Origin of the sequence: Lactobacillus crispatus (assembly GCF_018987235.1) — a bacterium.
GTDB lineage: Bacteria > Bacillota > Bacilli > Lactobacillales > Lactobacillaceae > Lactobacillus > Lactobacillus crispatus.
The window spans coordinates 494,651-512,960 of record NZ_CP072197.1 but is presented as its reverse complement, the minus strand read 5'-3'; the positions used below and the strand labels follow the sequence as shown (position 1 = coordinate 512,960).

Annotated in this window: 9 protein-coding genes, 4 tRNA genes, 3 rRNA genes, 1 pseudogene and 1 riboswitch; all 17 genes and pseudogenes read right to left on the bottom strand. The window is 39.7% G+C overall.

Annotation, left to right across the window (positions count from 1 at the left end):
* Position 1: 1 nt before the first annotated feature.
* The 17 genes and pseudogenes from J6L97_RS02695 to J6L97_RS02615 all read right to left on the bottom strand — a co-directional run bounded on the left by J6L97_RS02695 (position 2) and on the right by J6L97_RS02615 (position 17,939).
* On the bottom strand, positions 2 to 1,432 hold the full coding sequence (locus tag J6L97_RS02695; RefSeq protein WP_054832933.1) for a cytochrome ubiquinol oxidase subunit I: 1,431 nt from the start codon (positions 1,430 to 1,432) through the stop codon (positions 2 to 4).
* A 265-nt stretch (positions 1,433 to 1,697) separates the two neighbouring features.
* Positions 1,698 to 3,098 carry an IS3 family transposase gene (locus J6L97_RS02690; RefSeq protein ID WP_013436946.1) on the bottom strand — a complete coding sequence of 467 codons (1,401 nt, stop codon included), beginning with the start codon at positions 3,096 to 3,098 and terminating at the stop codon, positions 1,698 to 1,700.
* A 140-nt stretch (positions 3,099 to 3,238) separates the two neighbouring features.
* Positions 3,239 to 4,262: pseudogene (locus J6L97_RS02685) on the bottom strand (MupG family TIM beta-alpha barrel fold protein).
* 70 nt (positions 4,263 to 4,332) lie between these two features.
* Complete coding sequence (locus tag J6L97_RS02680; protein ID WP_005725654.1) at positions 4,333 to 5,775, bottom strand: PTS transporter subunit EIIC; 1,443 nt, start codon at positions 5,773 to 5,775, stop codon at positions 4,333 to 4,335.
* A gap of 12 nt (positions 5,776 to 5,787) precedes the next feature.
* A complete protein-coding gene (locus tag J6L97_RS02675; RefSeq protein ID WP_057726965.1) occupies positions 5,788 to 6,687 on the bottom strand; it encodes an alpha/beta hydrolase in 900 nt (299 codons plus the stop codon).
* A 208-nt stretch (positions 6,688 to 6,895) separates the two neighbouring features.
* Positions 6,896 to 7,789, bottom strand: a complete 894-nt coding sequence (gene murQ, locus J6L97_RS02670; protein WP_057726966.1) for an N-acetylmuramic acid 6-phosphate etherase — start codon at positions 7,787 to 7,789, stop codon at positions 6,896 to 6,898.
* Between the two features lies 1 nt (position 7,790).
* Entirely contained in the window at positions 7,791 to 8,645 is an 855-nt protein-coding gene (locus tag J6L97_RS02665) for a MurR/RpiR family transcriptional regulator (RefSeq protein ID WP_005725753.1), read from the bottom strand.
* A gap of 134 nt (positions 8,646 to 8,779) precedes the next feature.
* On the bottom strand, positions 8,780 to 10,240 hold the full coding sequence (locus J6L97_RS02660) for an MDR family MFS transporter (protein ID WP_057726967.1): 1,461 nt from the start codon (positions 10,238 to 10,240) through the stop codon (positions 8,780 to 8,782).
* Between the two features lie 6 nt (positions 10,241 to 10,246).
* A complete protein-coding gene (gene metK, locus J6L97_RS02655) occupies positions 10,247 to 11,452 on the bottom strand; it encodes a methionine adenosyltransferase (RefSeq protein WP_057726968.1) in 1,206 nt (401 codons plus the stop codon).
* Positions 11,450 to 11,538, bottom strand: a riboswitch (SMK box riboswitch). (Overlaps the previous gene by 3 nt.)
* A 71-nt stretch (positions 11,539 to 11,609) precedes the next feature.
* A tRNA-Val gene (locus J6L97_RS02650) sits at positions 11,610 to 11,682 on the bottom strand.
* Between the two features lie 5 nt (positions 11,683 to 11,687).
* Positions 11,688 to 11,759, bottom strand: a tRNA-Glu gene (locus tag J6L97_RS02645).
* Between the two features lie 151 nt (positions 11,760 to 11,910).
* Positions 11,911 to 12,798 (bottom strand): metal ABC transporter solute-binding protein, Zn/Mn family, encoded by an 888-nt coding sequence (locus J6L97_RS02640; RefSeq protein ID WP_013086793.1) that lies wholly within the window; start codon positions 12,796 to 12,798, stop codon positions 11,911 to 11,913.
* A gap of 88 nt (positions 12,799 to 12,886) precedes the next feature.
* A tRNA-Ser gene (locus J6L97_RS02635) sits at positions 12,887 to 12,977 on the bottom strand.
* A gap of 10 nt (positions 12,978 to 12,987) precedes the next feature.
* A tRNA-Asn gene (locus J6L97_RS02630) sits at positions 12,988 to 13,060 on the bottom strand.
* A 13-nt stretch (positions 13,061 to 13,073) separates the two neighbouring features.
* Positions 13,074 to 13,190, bottom strand: a 5S ribosomal RNA gene (gene rrf, locus J6L97_RS02625).
* A gap of 70 nt (positions 13,191 to 13,260) precedes the next feature.
* Positions 13,261 to 16,169, bottom strand: a 23S ribosomal RNA gene (locus tag J6L97_RS02620).
* A 206-nt stretch (positions 16,170 to 16,375) separates the two neighbouring features.
* Positions 16,376 to 17,939, bottom strand: a 16S ribosomal RNA gene (locus J6L97_RS02615).
* Together the 16S, 23S and 5S rRNA genes with 2 tRNA genes alongside form the textbook arrangement of a ribosomal RNA operon.
* Between the last annotated feature and the right edge of the window lie 371 nt (positions 17,940 to 18,310).

Below are 18,310 nucleotides of genomic sequence, written 5' to 3'. Positions count from 1 at the left end.
TTTAGATGGCCCCCTTTGAGAACGGATCAACTACTTTGCTTGCCTCTTGAGCCTTATCATATTCATCTGGATCGTTGTGCAAGAAGCGAACAACCAATGCAATCATGATAATTGCCAAAACAGTAAACAAGCAGAAGTAAACAATATTTGAAGTCAAAAGTGAAGCCACTGAAACATTCGGTGAAACACTTTGATCAATAGTGAATAGACCATAAACTGTCCATGGTGCACGGCCTAGTTCAGTGATTAACCAACCAGCAGTGTTGACCAGGAATGGTGAGAATGTAAGAAGTGCGAAGATCCATAATAGCCAACGATGGTTATAAAGGGTTTCTTTATTCTTACGAGTCATGATTAAACCAACAATTGCCATCAAGAATAATAATGCAGCAAAACCACACATTACTCTGAAGGACCAGAATAAAGTATTAACTGGTACATAGTAGTCCATCTTGCGACCATCAATATGTGTACCATACTTCTTTTCAAGTTCTTTGTTAATTTCTTCCATACCTTTTACAGAACCAGTAGTCTTGTGGTAAGAAAGAATACTTAACATGTCTGGAATATCAATTCCCTTAACTTCATGGGTCTTTGGATTAGCAATTGCAACTACCGTCCATGGAGCCTTTTCTCCAGTTGTCTTATAAACAGCTTCAGTTGCGGCGAACTTCATTGGTTGATCATGCAAAGTATATTGCATTTGCATATCACCCACAGCAATTTCACCAGCTGAGAAAATTAACATTAAGATTAAGCCTAAACGAATTGTCTTACGATAGATCTTCTTGTTAATGTCTGAAAGGTTACGTTTCTTCAATAGTTGGAAAGCAGCTAACCCAGTCAAAATTGTAGTACCAGTTAAAAGTGCACCAACAATTACGTGACCATATTCATACATTAATTGTGGATTCTTAAGAAGTGCTCCAAAGTCAGCCATTTCGGCACGACCGTTGCGTAAAGCAAAGCCGACGGGATGCTGCATGAAGGAGTTTGCTGTTAAAATCCATAATGCAGAAGTCATTGTCCCAAAGACGATCATCCATCCAAAGAATAAGTGTAATTTCTTCCCCACTTTATCCCAAGTAAACATCCACAAACCAATAAAGGTAGATTCAATAAAGAATGACAACAATGCTTCAAAAGCAAGTGGAGCACCAAAGATGTCCCCCATGAATCTAGAATAATCGGACCAATTCATACCAAATTGGAATTCTTGAATGATACCGGTTACAACACCAACGGCAAAACTCAATAAAAAGATATTAGCCCAAAACTTGGTCATCTTTTTATATTCAGGCTTGCCTGTATGAACATACATTGATTCCATAATTGCGACAACGAATATCGTACCAATTGAAAATGGCACGAAGAAAAAGTGAAAGATCGTCGTCATAGCAAATTGGAATCTTGCTAAACTAGTAATATCCATTTTTACGCCCCCATATTCTGACTTGCATTACTAGTCTCTGTCATTAATAATAACAAATACTATTTTATCCAATTTAAGTTTACTGCTACTTAAATTTACTTGCAAGGAGGCAAGTAATGCGCTTTCAATAGTGTTATCTTATTTTTAAGTCACTTTCCATTTATAATTATAGCATTGTCAAATATAGATTTATTCCAACCGCAAAAAAAGTACTAAAAAAGGACCAAACTGTAGTGACCCGCATTTTTCGGACACTTTATTGATATTATGCGACTAAGGACTTATTCCGATATTCTATCGGAGTAAGTTCTTTTAGTTTATCCTTAGTTCTTTCCGTATTGTAATAGTCTATATATTTTCTGATAGCTTGCTCTAATTCGTCAAGTGAAGCATATTTCTTCTCCTGACCATAGAACATTTCACGTTTGAGAATGCCAAAGAAGCCCTCCATTAAGCCATCATCTGGAGAACAGCCTTTTCTAGACATGCTTTGTTCAATACCGCGAATAGCTAGTTCATGTTGATAAGCCTTGTGTTGGTATTGCCAGCCTCGATCTGTATGAAAGATTAAACCATTTAGTGCCTGATTAGTTTTAAAAGCATCATCCAACATTGACATCACTTGTTTCAGATTAGGATGACGAGAAATATTATAAGCAACGATATCACGTCCGCAGCCATCAATGATAGGTGATAAATAGAGTTTCTTACCCCTTAGATTGAATTCGGTAATATCGGTATACCATTTCATATTCGGTCTTAAAGCAAAGAATTTGCGTTTAATTAAGTCTGGTTTGATTCTGCCTTTAATATCTCCTTGATAGCTGCTATATGGATGTCTACGCTTCATCACATAACCGTACAAATCCATTTTGCGCATTAAACGATTAACAGTTTTACGATTAATCTGATAGCCTTCACGATGCAAAATATGTGTAATACGACGATAACCTGGGGCAACATAACGATTCTTAATCTCATCATAGATCTCCCGAATGCGCATCATCACATCACTATGATGAACTTGATCCTTATCCTCACGAGTATAAACGTCATAGTAGTTACTGCGCGAGATGTGCGGCAGATCTTCATTAGCGTTAATAATTTCAATGATCTTCTTTACTGCGAGCCCCAGTTCATGCCTCAATTCGGTAACAGCTTGTGCTATTTCTGTTTTGGTTGGCTCTTTCTTTTTTGAACCAAGGCATCCAATTTTTTTATATATGCGTTTTCGACAGTAAGCTTTAAATTCTGGCGACGCAACTTGGCGTTTTCTTGCTTGAGCCGTTCTAATTCGTTTAACTCTTTCTTGCTCATGGATTCGTCGTCCTTTCTTCTTGATAACGACATTATATCCATTTTCTTTGTAAGAGCGAATCCAATTGCTTAACATACCATTACCAGGCAAACCTAGATCAAGTGCTACTGCATTAATCGATTCATTTCCTAAAAGCACTCTTTTTATGGCATGTTCTTTATACTCTTTTGAGTAATGCGTATAAGATTTATCAAGTACTGATAAGCCATGAATTTTAATTAAATTTATTAGATAATTTACCTTTTCTCTTCTGATACCATATTTCTTACTTAAGTACGTTCCACGTTTATTTTCTAAAGTCCATTCTTCAAAAATATGAATTTTATCCTTTTTAGTTAGTTTAGACATAGTAAAACCCTCGAGATTCATGTCCGAATTTCGAGGGTCACTACAAACTGGTCCTTTTTTTCTTTATTTTTATTATTTTCATCATGAAAATATTTTTGATTTTTTTAAATTTATTTAGTTGTTATTTTATAAATTTTTCTTTAAGACATCTTTTTAAAAATAATTTTCGTATTCGAATCAATAAAATCAAGCAAATTCACATACTCAGGCGAAATAAAGCCAATCACATTACTACGTGCTTCAAAAAGCAAATTCGACTTAATCAAACTAACTTCACCACTATATCTTTGCGCCAATTTGTTTTGCATTGTAATAGTGCCCCTATGCCTATTTAAAGTATTGCAAACTGGAATATCAGGTTTTCTAGATAAACTTAATCGAATCAGCTTTTCTTACTTCAATCACTTGATCATACAGTTGTTGATACTGTGGCAATAAAGAGCATTCTAAGTTTAAAGTCTTATCTTTTTGGTAATCTACAATATATTGGAGATTTTTGATTGAAGCCTGGCTATCACCAATAAACACATCATCTACATTCGCCTCATGAATTAATTCAACAGCTGCAACGTAAGGTGAAACTCCACGATGCTTTTCTACAGTTGGCAAACCCTCATACAATGGAAAACGTTTAAGTGCATCCCCAGGAACAAAAGCTTGAGTTCTTAAGCCATAATCCTTCAACATCCAATTTTTCCGTTTAAAATCTGACCATCCCATACCTGTATCAGTATGTGGATAGAAATTATACGTTAGAGCTAATTTATTAAAATCAACTCCTGCATTTCTAGCGCGATCTAAATAATCCAGTGACACAACACTTGCATTTAGTAAAATAAAGAAATTTTTTTGTAGCTTTTTGATTAAATCAAAGTCATCAAAACCATAATCTAATCTTAAAGCCTTGAATCCCTTATCTTTTAGAGCTTCAAAATCGCCTTCTTTAATTCCTAGCTTTTCCAAAGTTGCTGGAGAAACATCGGGAATTACTTCAAGCCCCAATTCATTACACAGTTCAAAGAATTCAGGTAATTTTTGATCCAGATCTGAATAATCTTCTTCTGGAATCTGAAGTGACGTAAAAACGTATTTTGCACCAGCTTGAGCTGCTTTTTTCAAATAGTTTTCATCATAATCTTGGAAATATACAGATATTCCTAGCATTTTTTCTTCTCCGTTAAAAATAAAAATCATTGTAATAGTTACAATGATTTCAATTATTTCTTTAATTTTATCATTCAGGAAAGACTTCATTAATTCTTGCTTCATCTATTCCAAAGAACCATGTTAAAACAAAGCCACCTACATAAGAAATTAACAAAGCAATCAAGAATTCAACCTGTTGACCTGGCTGCATAATTAACAGTCCAAATAATCCAGATACCCCCTGTGAGACAGTACCTAAATGGAATAATGATGCTGCAACACCACCGAAACCAGCACCAAGACAAGCCGTAATAAATGGACGTCCTAATGGTAAGGTCACAGCATACATTAATGGTTCACCAACTCCTAAAATAGCTACAGGAATTGAACTCATAACCATATTTTTAAAACGCTTATTTTTGCTCTTAAGCCAAAGAGCAAAACCAGCACCAACTTGACCACCTCCGGCCATCATTAAAATAGGAAGTAAATAGTTAATTCCATGAGTTGGACCAGTAGGGTCATTCAGCATAACATGAATTGGCGTTAAAGCTTGATGCAAACCAACAGATACTAATGCTAAGAAAGTTGACGATAAAATATAACCGCCGAACCAGCTTAACTTATCATATAAGAAGTCCATAGCCACGTAAATAATATTGGTTAGCCAACCACCAACTGGTTGTAAGAAAACCACTGAAATTAAACCACAAAAAATCAGGGTGCAAAGAGGTGTTAAGAATGTATCTAAAGCATTAGGCATAAACTTTCTAATCTGTCTTTCTGTCCATGCGATAAAGATCCCCATAAACAGTGCGGTAAGCAAACCACCAACACCAGCAACATATGGCTTATTAGTGAATGGCATTGATACTGCCAGTGAATTTAAAGGGTACGCAGCAAAACCTGTTAAATTTAAACAGAATACACCACCAATTCCACCTAGAATTGCACTACCTTTAAATTCTTTAGCTGCATTCATCCCTACAAAGATTGGTAAGAATGCAAATAGTCCCCATCCTATTGTTTTAATAGTTAAATACCACCAATCATTGGCAAAAGCACTACCAGATTGATAATCAATAACATTGCAGATACCATTGACTAAACCTGCAGCAATAATTCCTGGAAGTAAAGGAATAAAAACATTAGCAATATGATGCAATCCACGTTGTAAAGGCTTATCATGTTTAGCTTTTTGTGCCGCTTTATTTTTTTGAGCTCTAGCTTTAACTTCATCTAATGTTTCATTGGAATCATCGCCGCCTTCTTCTCCAAGTGGCACACCGGCTAATTTACTAAATTCAGTTCCAACTTTAGTAACCTTTCCCGGTCCCAGTACAACTTGTAAAGTTTCAGACTGAACTACTCCTAAAACTCCATTAAGCCGCTTTAACTGATCTAAATTAATTTTTGAATCATCTTTAACACTAATCCGTAGACGAGTCATACATGAAATAACTGCGGAAACGTTGTCTTTACCACCAATATCATTCAAAATGCTGCTGGCTAATTCACTATCTTTGCTCATTTTTTACACCTCCTAATTTAAATTATCTAATGCCCATTGATAAGCTTGTGGAGCTGCTGAAGTCCAATAAGCCCAATTATGGTTGCCACCGTTGTCTCTTACAAACTTAACACTAATGTCATGGTTTTTAAGAGTTTTCACAAAGCGATCGACATTTTTTACTGGAACGGTAGTATCACTTGAAGTAGTCTCTACAAAGAACTTATCTTTCTCTGATTTACTATTAATGTACCTAGTTGGAAATACACTATCATAAAATTTCCAATCCCAGTTACTTTTTCCATCTTGAAAAGCATGCTGTGAAGTTTTAATTGGGTTGTTATTTGGCAAACGGTACCAAACTGCAGGAGAAATTAGAACACCATTTCCAAAAATATCTGGATATTTCAAAGCCAATCTGGCAGCACCATATCCACCCATTGAGATACCACCAATACCTACATGTTTAGGATTGGTTTCTGTCTTATACAATTTATTAATAGTAGGGACCATGTCATCAACGATGGCACTTTCCATCTGCATCCCACCTTGCTTTTGATTAATATAAAAGCTATTAAAGCCATCAACAAAAACTACGATCATCTTTTTATTACAGCGATGAATTTCTCCATCAAGAATTTGTTGAGAATTAAATCTTTCTAGCAAGTTTCTATGATTACCATAGATTCCATGCAACATATATAAAACAGGATATCTTTTACTGCTTTTTGGATTGTAACCTGCTGGTAAATATACATCATAATTCCAATCCATATGTAATTTTTTCGAATACATAGTTGTTGTAACAACTTGACTCTTATGAGGTGTAACAGCCGGAGTAGCTGTAGCCTCTTTTTTCTGACTGCATCCAGTTAAGCCTGCTCCTAAAAGTAAAACTGAAAGAGCAACTAATAAAAAATTGCGATGTTTCATTATTCTCCCTCCCTTACTTATTACTAATATTCATTAGCAAAGTAGTATTATCAAAACTCTTTTGAAAAAGCAATCACTAATATGCAATTTTTGTACAAATAGAAATAATATTTCATTATTCTTTATTAGTAAGCGCTTACTTCAATACCAAAATATCACTTTTAAGACATATAATCAATGATTTTTGAAATTTAATTTCAAAGTATAGCTAATTATTTAAAACTTGGCTGACATTGTTATTATTTTTTTCTAATAGTTTACTTGCATCATCACTATTTAACCCTGTTTTTGCCATAACAATTGCTAATCCTACATTTTTATCAGCTTTAAGCAAGACATCTTTCGCCTGCTCTATTGATACGTTAGTAACTGACGTAATAATTCTAATTGCTCGATTTACTAGCTTTTTATTAGTAGGCAAGACATCAATCATAACATTTTGATAAACTTTTCCTTGTTTAATCATTACGCCCGTTGAAATCGTATTTAAGATCATCTTTTGTGCAGTTCCTGCTTTCATTCTAGTTGATCCAGTAATTACTTCAGGCCCTACTACAGCTTCAATAGCTATTTCTGCATGTTTTCCAATTAAACTATTATTAACACAGGCAATTGAAATTGTCCCTGCACCGATTTTTTGTGCATAGTCTAATCCTCCAATAACATATGGCGTTCGACCACTAGCAGCTAATCCTAGAACTACATCTTTACTAGTTAAATTTAGCTTACCTAAGTCTTCAGCAGCAAGTGATTCTGAATCTTCTGCACCTTCAACAGCTAAATACATTGCAGTTTTACCGCCAGCAATTAATCCTATTGCATGATCAGGGCTAATTCCATACGTTGGTACTAACTCTACTGCATCTAATATACCTAATCTTCCACTAGTGCCAGCTCCAATATATATTAATCGTCCACCATCATGGTATTTCTTAGAAGCCATGTCAATTGCCTGAGCAATTTGCTCCTCCTGAGTTCCTACTGCTTCAGCAACTTTCTGATCTTCTTTATTAATAGTTTTAACCATATCTAAAGTTGACATATTATCGATATGCATAGTTGCACTGTTTCTTTTCTCTGTAGTTAAATCCTTGATATTCATATTAATCATTCCTTTCTTTTAATTTTTCGAGAAGCTTTCCTGTAGCCTCCATTTCTTGTTTTACCTCACCTAAATCACTTGAAATTGAGCATAAATAAAGCACATTTGAAATAAACATTTGAGCAAAAGTTGAATTTATAGCACCAACTCTCATCAGCGATTCATGATCCGGTAATTTTAAATTTATATCTGCTAATTTACTCAAAGGGGATTCGGATTTTCTAGTCACTGCAACAATTGGTGTTTTATTTTTTTTAGCTTGTTTAACTGCAAGTAATAGTTCCTGAGTCAATCCGCTATAAGAAAAACATATCATGACATCTTTTGGCGTTGAATAGTATATTCTCTCTAATGCAATGTGGACATCATCATTATAAAAAACCGTTTTTCCACTTCTAATGAGTTTATAAAAAAGATCCTTAGCAGAAAAGCTTGAAGCCCCAATACCAGCTATATACACAGCTCGACTTTTTTTAATTAAGGATACAGCTTTTTGTAAATCCTTGATATCAATAGTCTTAGATAAATCTTCAAAGTTTTGACTCAAACTAACCCTTAATTTAGTCATAACTTCATCAGCTTTGTCATCTTTAGTTACAATCATATCTATTGGCTTAAGTTGTGACTGTTTGACAGTACTTTGAGCTAAATCGATTTGAAAGTCCTTTAACCCTTTATAATTTAATTGCTTACAAAAACGAATTACTGATGCTGCAGATGTATTAGTATAATTCCCTATTTCTTTAGCATTTTTATTTAACAAAATTTTTGGATTTTCAAGTACCGCATCAGCAATAATACGTGATGATTTTTTTAACTCTGTATAATTCTCTAAAATTCTATCTCTAACATTCATTTAATCACCTTGCTTTTAACTCTATTTTACTTTCATAGAAATAATATTTCAATATATGTAGATATAATAAAAATGCTGAAATTAAATTTCCAGTAAAAAAGCCACATGCTCTACTTTGCATGTGGCTCATTAACCTAATTTTTCTTCAATTTTCGATCTCGATACAGTTGATTCAACACAATTGAGACTACAATGACAATCATCGAAACAACGTAAACGGCTTTTAAACCGCCTAACAGGACCTGCCGCAGTTGCGGCACTACATTAGCAGCCAAACTTTTAGCGTTTTCTGCCGAAACAATTTTATTCATCATTTCCTGATTCAACCCAAGTCTCTTATTTAATCCATGAGCTACCATCGTGTTAAAAGCAATCCCGTAGATAGAAACCATCATTGTCTGTCCCAGATACTTCATCAGCGTATTAAACGAAGTGGCAACACCTATGTCATCCTTCGGAACCAAAACCTGCGATCTCACCTGTGAAGCTGTCGTAATCGCACCAAAGGCGGTCCCATTAAAGGCAGCAATAACACAGAAGACCCAGAATGATGTGTAAATCGGCACTAAAATCAAAACCAAATCGGCCACAACTAAAACCAATAACATATAATCATATGTCTTTTTAATCCCCCAGCGGCCGAGCATTCCACCAATCAAGAATGAACCCACAATCCACATTAATGAACTAGGCGTTACAGCAAAACCGGCTAGAGATGGATTAGTACCATTAATACCTTGCATCCAGGTAGGAATGTAAAATTCAAAGCCGATTACTACGCCAGAAATCAATAACGTAATCAGGTTAATTGCAAGGAACTCCTTATCTTTTAACATAGTGAGTGGCATTATTGGATCAACTGCGCGCTTTTCTGCTCTAAAGAACATAATTATACTAATTACCACTAAAACGGCTAGAGCGGCCATTATGGCGATATTAGTGTTTGAACCTAAATCTTGTAAGAAAAACATCAAAGCTAGCAATAAAATTACTAACCAAATGGTTCCCTGCAAATCTAACTTAGGCTTAGAGCTATGTTTAGGCTCTTGCAAACAAAAAATTACTAGCAAAAAGGCAATTATTCCAATTGGCACATTGATGTAGAAAACCCAGTGCCATGATAGATGCTGAACTATAAAGCCACCTAATAGCGGTGCAATAACTGATGCTACTCCCCAAAAACCAGAGTTAAGACCTAACATTTTCGCTCTTTTTTGCAGAGCATATAAATCCGCAATAATGGTGATGGCAACTGGCTGAACCGCGCCAGAACCTAATCCCTGAATTACTCTGAATAAGATAAGCTCCACCATATTTTGTGCAAGTCCACACAGCGATGAGCCTATGACAAACAACGCAATTCCAAACAAAAAAACTGGCTTCCGCCCAATGCTATCCGCCAGTTTTCCATATAAAGGAGTTGAAACGGCCGTCATTAGCAAGAAAATTGATACAACCCAATTCATAATCTCGAGCCCATCTAGGTCAGAAACTATGGTTGGCATTGCAGTAGAAACAATTGTCCCTTCAATGGCAGTCATAAAAGTTGTCATAAAAATCGCAAGCGTGACTATAGGCACGTTTGTTTTTTTCATTCTTTTTTACTTCCTCTTTTTATTTTTAATATAATCAAGCAAATCTTGTGTTTTATCAGTCTTTTCCCATGGCAAATCAACGTCTGTTCTACCAAAGTGACCGTATGCGGCCGTTTGTTCATAGATTGGACGACGAAGGTCAAGCATCTTAATGATACCGGCTGGACGAAGATCAAAAACATTGCGTACTGCTTCAGTTAACAAATCATCGTCAACCTTACCAGTACCCGCAGTATCAATCATAATTGAAACTGGGTGAGCTACACCAATTGCATAAGCCAATTGAACTTCACAGCGATAAGCAAGGCCGGCAGCCACAATATTTTTAGCGACATAACGAGCTGCATAACTAGCTGAACGGTCAACCTTTGTTGGATCCTTACCTGAAAATGCACCACCGCCGTGGCGAGCGTAACCACCATAGGTATCAACGATAATCTTACGACCAGTTAAACCAGAATCGCCCTTTGGACCTCCAATAACAAAACGCCCTGACGGATTAATCAAAAACTTAGTCTTTTCATCTAGGTACTTGGCCGGAATAACTTCCTTAATGACTAAATCAATCATTGCCCGATGGATTTCTTCATTAGAAACTTCTGCATCAGTTTGAGTAGAGATAACAACAGTATCCACTCTTAATGGCTTATTGTTTCCATCATATTCAACAGTGACTTGAGCCTTAGCATCCGGACGAAGCCAATCTAAAGTATGGTCTTTTCTCAAAGCAGCAACACGTCTCATTAAACGATGAGCAAGCGAAATTGGTAATGGCATGAGTTCAGGTGTCTCTTTAATCGCAAAGCCAAACATCAAACCTTGGTCACCAGCACCAATTTGATCCAATTCATCGTTATCAGACTTGTTTTCTCTAGTTTCAAGTGAGTGATCAACCCCACCAGCAATATCAGGTGATTGCTCATCGATGTCAACCATCACAGCACAGTTATTGCCATCAAAACCTAATTCTGGACGATCATAGCCGATCTTCAAAATAGTCTTCCGCACTACATCTTGAATATCAACATAAGCGTTGGTAGAAATTTCACCAAAGACAAAAACCATCCCAGTAGTTACGATCGTTTCACAAGCTACGTGTGAATTAGGATCCTTCTTTAACATCGCATCTAAAATTGCATCAGAAATCTGATCAGCAACTTTATCCGGATGTCCTTCAGAAACTGATTCTGAAGTAAACAAACGTCTTTCCATATTAGTCCCCCTATATAGACATTAGCTATTCGGTTACAAGGCATCTTCACTAATCATAGTGAATCCTCTCAGGACTTGAACCGATAAAATAATAATTTTGCTTGTTCGTTCTTTTTGCATAAAAAAAGACTACCGCGGCGGCGGTAGTCCCGAACAATGGAGGATACAGGGCTCGAACCTGTGACCTCCTGCTTGTAAGGCAGATGCTCTCCCAGCTGAGCTAATCCTCCATTAGTGACCCGTACGGGATTTGAACCCATGTTACGGCCGTGAAAGGGCCGTGTCTTAACCACTTGACCAACGGGTCATATCTCTTAATCAAGAGCACTTTATTATAATAACTAATCATGTTTTAAAAGTCAAGAACTTTTTTTATTTATTTTTATTAGTTATTACCACCGTGATCTCTCAATCACAACGTTTATTATATTACCTGATAGTCCCTAATTATGCAATAGTTATTTTAAAAAAATTTCAAATAATTTTTGATAATTCGCTTTCATCCAGTAATAATAACTAATTCCATTAGGCATTGTTTCCCTTACATCGAGAACTGGAATATTATGTTGCTCTGCTAGTTTAACCATGCCACTAACTGTACTACTTGATGCTTGAATATTATTAACAAAGAAAGCAATTTTTCTAGCTTTAATTTTGACTTGCATCTCATGAATAACTTGCGCACTCGGATCCGTTTCATTTTCTACAGCTTCTTCAAATGCCTGATTGCCAATCTTAAAATGACACCGTTCTAGTGCATAATCAAACACGGGCTCACTAACATAAACCGCTTTATCTTCACGCCCATTAATTTTAGCAGCAATTTTCTTTATACTATCAATCTTTTGCAAATAGCTTGCAGCATTAGACTTAAAATATGCTGCATGTTTTGGATCAATTTTACTTGCTGTTTTAACTAGATAATCAACATACTTTTTAGGCATGTTTAAGTTATACCAAATATGAGGATTATCCCCCTGTTTTAATCCCATCAATTGATTACCAACTTTAACCACATGAATATCATTAGCATTGGCTAAATTAGTCATCCAGTCATCATATCCTAGACCGTTGGCAATAACAATATTAGCATTAGCTACTTCTTTGGCAGAGCCAGTCGTAGGCTCAAAATCATGTGGATCTGTATCGCCGTTTTTTATAATAGCTTGTACATGACCATGTTTACCAACTATATTTTTAGCAATATCTGCATAAATATTAGTAGAAGTTACAATATTAACTCTATGCTTAGCAGTATTCTCTTCTCCCTTTGTCGAACAAGCGGAAAATGTTATAGCTAATAGAGATATTAAAAATAGAAATGGAATTAGTTTTCGTAGCTTCACGATATTTCCTCCCTTTCTCCATTATATATGAAAAATTAGGTAGAAAAAAAGGAACTATGTTAACATAGTTCCAATTCATATATATTTACGGAATGTGAGGGATTTGAACCCTCGATACAGGTATAAGCCCGTATACATGATTTCCAATCATGCTCCTTAAGCCGCTCGGACAACATTCCATACAAAGCACTCCGGCTGTCAGACTCGAACTGACGACATCTTGATTAACAGTCAAGCGCTCTACCAACTGAGCTAAGCCGGAATATTAAAAAAGAGCACGGCAGCTTCCTTTCCTCGCAGGCAGTTGCCCACCAACTACTTTCGGCGTTAAGAAGCTTAACTTCTGTGTTCGGCATGGGAACAGGTGTATCCTTCTTGCTTTCGCCACCGTACTCTTTTGAGCTTTTACACTCAAAACTAAACATAATCCTCCTCGCAAAAAAACTTCCAGTTTGCTTCGCTTTGGTCAAGTCCTCGACTGATTAGTACTGGTCCGCTCCATCCTTCACAGGACTTCCACTCCCAGCCTATCTACCTCATCGTCTCTGAGGTGTCTTACTGCTTACGCAAAGGAAATCTCATCTTGAGGGGGGCTTCGCACTTAGATGCTTTCAGCGCTTATCCCTTCCGCACATAGCTACCCAGCGATGCTCCTGGCGGAACAACTGGTACACCAGCGGTGCGTCCATCCCGGTCCTCTCGTACTAAGGACAGCTCCTCTCAAATTTCCTACGCCCACGACGGATAGGGACCGAACTGTCTCACGACGTTCTGAACCCAGCTCGCGTGCCGCTTTAATGGGCGAACAGCCCAACCCTTGGGACCGACTTCAGCCCCAGGATGCGACGAGCCGACATCGAGGTGCCAAACCTCCCCGTCGATGTGAACTCTTGGGGGAGATAAGCCTGTTATCCCCAGGGTAGCTTTTATCCGTTGAGTGATGGCCCTTCCATACGGTACCACCAGATCACTAAGTCCTAGTTTCCTACCTGCTCGAGTTGTCTCTCTCGCAGTCAAGCTCCCTTATACCTTTACACTCTGCGAATGATTTCCAACCATTCTGAGGGAACCTTTGAGCGCCTCCGTTACACTTTAGGAGGCGACCGCCCCAGTCAAACTGCCCACCTGACACTGTCCCTGGCCTGGCTTACAGGTCGAGGTTAGAGCATCCTTCAAACAAGGGTAGTATCCCAACATTGCCTCCAATAAGACTAGCGTCCTATCTTCTCTGGCTCCTACCTATCCTGTACATGTTTAAAAGATACTCAATATCAAGCTACAGTGAAGCTCCATGGGGTCTTTCCGTCCTGTCGCGGGTAACCCGCATCTTCACGGGTATTATAATTTCACCGAGTCTCTCGTTGAGACAGTGCCCAAATCATTACACCTTTCGTGCAGGTCGGAACTTACCCGACAAGGAATTTCGCTACCTTAGGACCGTTATAGTTACGGCCGCCGTTTACTGGGGCTTCAATTCAAACCTTCGCTTACGCTAAGCTCTCCTCTTAACCTTCCAGCACCGGGCAGGTGTCAGCCTCTATACGTCATCTTACGATTTTGCAGAGACCTGTGTTTTTGATAAACAGTTGTTTGGGCCTATTCACTGCGGCTAACCAATCTCTTGGCTAGCACCCCTTCTTCCGAAGTTACGGGGTCATTTTGCCGAGTTCCTTAACGAGAGTTCTCTCGCTCACCTTAGTGTTCTCCACTCGACTACCTGTGTCGGTTTGCGGTACGGGTATGTCATCTCTGGCTAGAAGCTTTTCTTGGCAGTGTGATTACCACACCTTCGCTACTTTTAATTCACTCCTCTTCACAACTCGTGTTGCTGGTTAGAAGCATTTGACTCTTAACCGCACTTGTTGCTTGAACATCGTTCCATCGCGATGCGTGCTTCACCTCCTGCGTCCCTCCTTCGCTCTTAACGATTTGACACAGTACAGGAATCTCTACCTGTTATCCATCGACTACGCCTCTCGGCCTTGCCTTAGGTCCCGACTTACCCTGGGCGGACGAGCCTGCCCCAGGAAACCTTAGTCTTTCGGCGGATAGGATTCTCACCTATCTTTCGCTACTCATACCGGCATTCTCACTTCTAAGCGCTCCATTGATCCTCTCGATTCAACTTCTCCGCCCTTAGAACGCTCTCCTACCACGTGCTCTTTAAAACACATCCACAGTTTCGGTACTATGCTTAGCCCCGGTAAATTTTCGGCGCAGCGCCACTCGACTAGTGAGCTATTACGCACTCTTTGAATGATGGCTGCTTCTGAGCCAACGTCCTAGTTGTCTACGCAACTCCACATCCTTTTCCACTTAGCATAGATTTGGGGACCTTAACTGGTGATCTGGGCTGTTTCCCTTTCGACTACGGATCTTATCACTCGCAGTCTGACTCCCGTGTATGGATATCTGGAATTCGTAGTTTATCTGGATTCAGTAACCCCTGACGGGCCCCTAGTCCAAACAGAGCTCTACCTCCATTATCCTCTCCACGAGGCTAGCCCTAAAGCTATTTCGGAGAGAACCAGCTATCTCCAAGTTCGTTTGGAATTTCACCGCTACCCACAACTCATCCCCGCAATTTTTAACTTACGTGGGTTCGGCCCTCCAGTGCGTTTTACCACACCTTCAGCCTGGTCATGGGTAGGTCACTTGGTTTCGGGTCTACGTCACCTAACTTTTCGCCCTATTAAGACTCGCTTTCGCTCCGGCTCCGTCTTTTCTGACTTAACCTCGCTAGATAACGTAACTCGCCGGTTCATTCTACAAAAGGCACGCCATTGCACTTTAATGTGCTTTGACTACTTGTAGACACACGGTTTCAGGTTCTTTTTCACTCCCCTTCCGGGGGTTCTTTTCACCTTTCCCTCACGGTACTGGTTCACTATCGGTCACTAACTAGTATTTAGCCTTGCGAGATGGTCCTCGCGGTTTCAACCGGGATTCCTCGTGTCCCGGCCTACTCAGGATTCTGCTAGGCGTGCTTGAGATTTCGCTTACGGGGCTCTCACCCTCTCTGGCTTACCTTCCCAGATAATTCAACTATCTCTTACACTGCCACGTCGCAGTCCTACAACCCCAAATGATAAATCACTTGGTTTGGGCTCTTTCCTCTTCGCTCGCCGCTACTAAGGAAATCGATCTTTCTTTCTCTTCCTGCAGCTACTTAGATGTTTCAGTTCACTGCGTCTTCCTTTGATTAGCTATCTATTCACTAATCAATAATGCATCTCTGCATTGGGTTCCCCCATTCGGATATCTCCGGATCACTGCGTACTTACCGCTCCCCGAAGCTTTTCGTAGTTCGTCACGTCCTTCTTCGGCTGTTAGTGCCTAGGCATTCACCGTGCGCCCTTTTCTACTTGACCTTACTCAAGAATTCTCTTCTCGGTCGCTCTACAATCTGTTCTCTTTGATTGTCTCGGTTTTTTGCTTGGATTATATTCAGTTTTCAATGTACTAGCTCTTTTTTGAGGTACTACCCTCAAAACTAAACAAAGTTTCTCAGTGTGCTTCCGCTTGCTCTGGATACTTCTCTTAGCATTCCTGCTCTCCATATCCTTCGCTTCCTTAGAAAGGAGGTGATCCAGCCGCAGGTTCTCCTACGGCTACCTTGTTACGACTTCACCCCAGTCATCTGCCCTGCCTTAGACGGCTCCTTCCCGAAGGTTAGGCCACCGGCTTTGGGCATTGCAGACTCCCATGGTGTGACGGGCGGTGTGTACAAGGCCCGGGAACGTATTCACCGCGGCGTGCTGATCCGCGATTACTAGCGATTCCAGCTTCGTGCAGTCGAGTTGCAGACTGCAGTCCGAACTGAGAACAGCTTTCAGAGATTCGCTTGCCTTCGCAGGCTCGCTTCTCGTTGTACTGCCCATTGTAGCACGTGTGTAGCCCAGGTCATAAGGGGCATGATGACTTGACGTCATCCCCACCTTCCTCCGGTTTGTCACCGGCAGTCTCATTAGAGTGCCCAACTTAATGCTGGCAACTAATAACAAGGGTTGCGCTCGTTGCGGGACTTAACCCAACATCTCACGACACGAGCTGACGACAGCCATGCACCACCTGTCTTAGCGTCCCCGAAGGGAACTTTGTATCTCTACAAATGGCACTAGATGTCAAGACCTGGTAAGGTTCTTCGCGTTGCTTCGAATTAAACCACATGCTCCACCGCTTGTGCGGGCCCCCGTCAATTCCTTTGAGTTTCAACCTTGCGGTCGTACTCCCCAGGCGGAGTGCTTAATGCGTTAGCTGCAGCACTGAGAGGCGGAAACCTCCCAACACTTAGCACTCATCGTTTACGGCATGGACTACCAGGGTATCTAATCCTGTTCGCTACCCATGCTTTCGAGCCTCAGCGTCAGTTGCAGACCAGAGAGCCGCCTTCGCCACTGGTGTTCTTCCATATATCTACGCATTCCACCGCTACACATGGAGTTCCACTCTCCTCTTCTGCACTCAAGAAAAACAGTTTCCGATGCAGTTCCTCGGTTAAGCCGAGGGCTTTCACATCAGACTTATTCTTCCGCCTGCGCTCGCTTTACGCCCAATAAATCCGGACAACGCTTGCCACCTACGTATTACCGCGGCTGCTGGCACGTAGTTAGCCGTGACTTTCTGGTTGATTACCGTCAAATAAAGGCCAGTTACTACCTCTATCCTTCTTCACCAACAACAGAGCTTTACGATCCGAAAACCTTCTTCACTCACGCGGCGTTGCTCCATCAGACTTGCGTCCATTGTGGAAGATTCCCTACTGCTGCCTCCCGTAGGAGTTTGGGCCGTGTCTCAGTCCCAATGTGGCCGATCAGTCTCTCAACTCGGCTATGCATCATCGCCTTGGTAAGCCTTTACCTTACCAACTAGCTAATGCACCGCGGGGCCATCCCATAGCGACAGCTTACGCCGCCTTTTAAAAGCTGATCATGCGATCTGCTTTCTTATCCGGTATTAGCACCTGTTTCCAAGTGGTATCCCAGACTATGGGGCAGGTTCCCCACGTGTTACTCACCCATCCGCCGCTCGCTTTCCTAACGTCATTACCGAAGTAAATCTGTTAGTTCCGCTCGCTCGACTTGCATGTATTAGGCACGCCGCCAGCGTTCGTCCTGAGCCAGGATCAAACTCTCATTTTAAAAAGTTTGAATGATTGCTCATTCCTTATTTAAGATCTTTGTCTCAAATTTATTGCTTGCGAATTGACTTCGCTTCTTGTTTGGGTTTTTACACCCGCACACTTTTAGCGAAACTTTGTTCAGTTTTCAAAGTACTACCTCTGTCTTGCTTTTTGTAAAGCAGACAGCTTTTATATTTTATCAAACCATCATTTCTTTGTCAAGAACTTTTTGATTTGTTTTTTCGTCTTGCTCAAGCTTTTTCTGCTTTCACCTGACGACATTTAAATATATTACCAGCTTATTTACTTCTTTGCAAGTACTTTTTTCTTTTTATTTGTTTTCTTTCCTTGCATGTCTGTTTTTAAGCTCTCGTCGCATCTCTCGAAGCG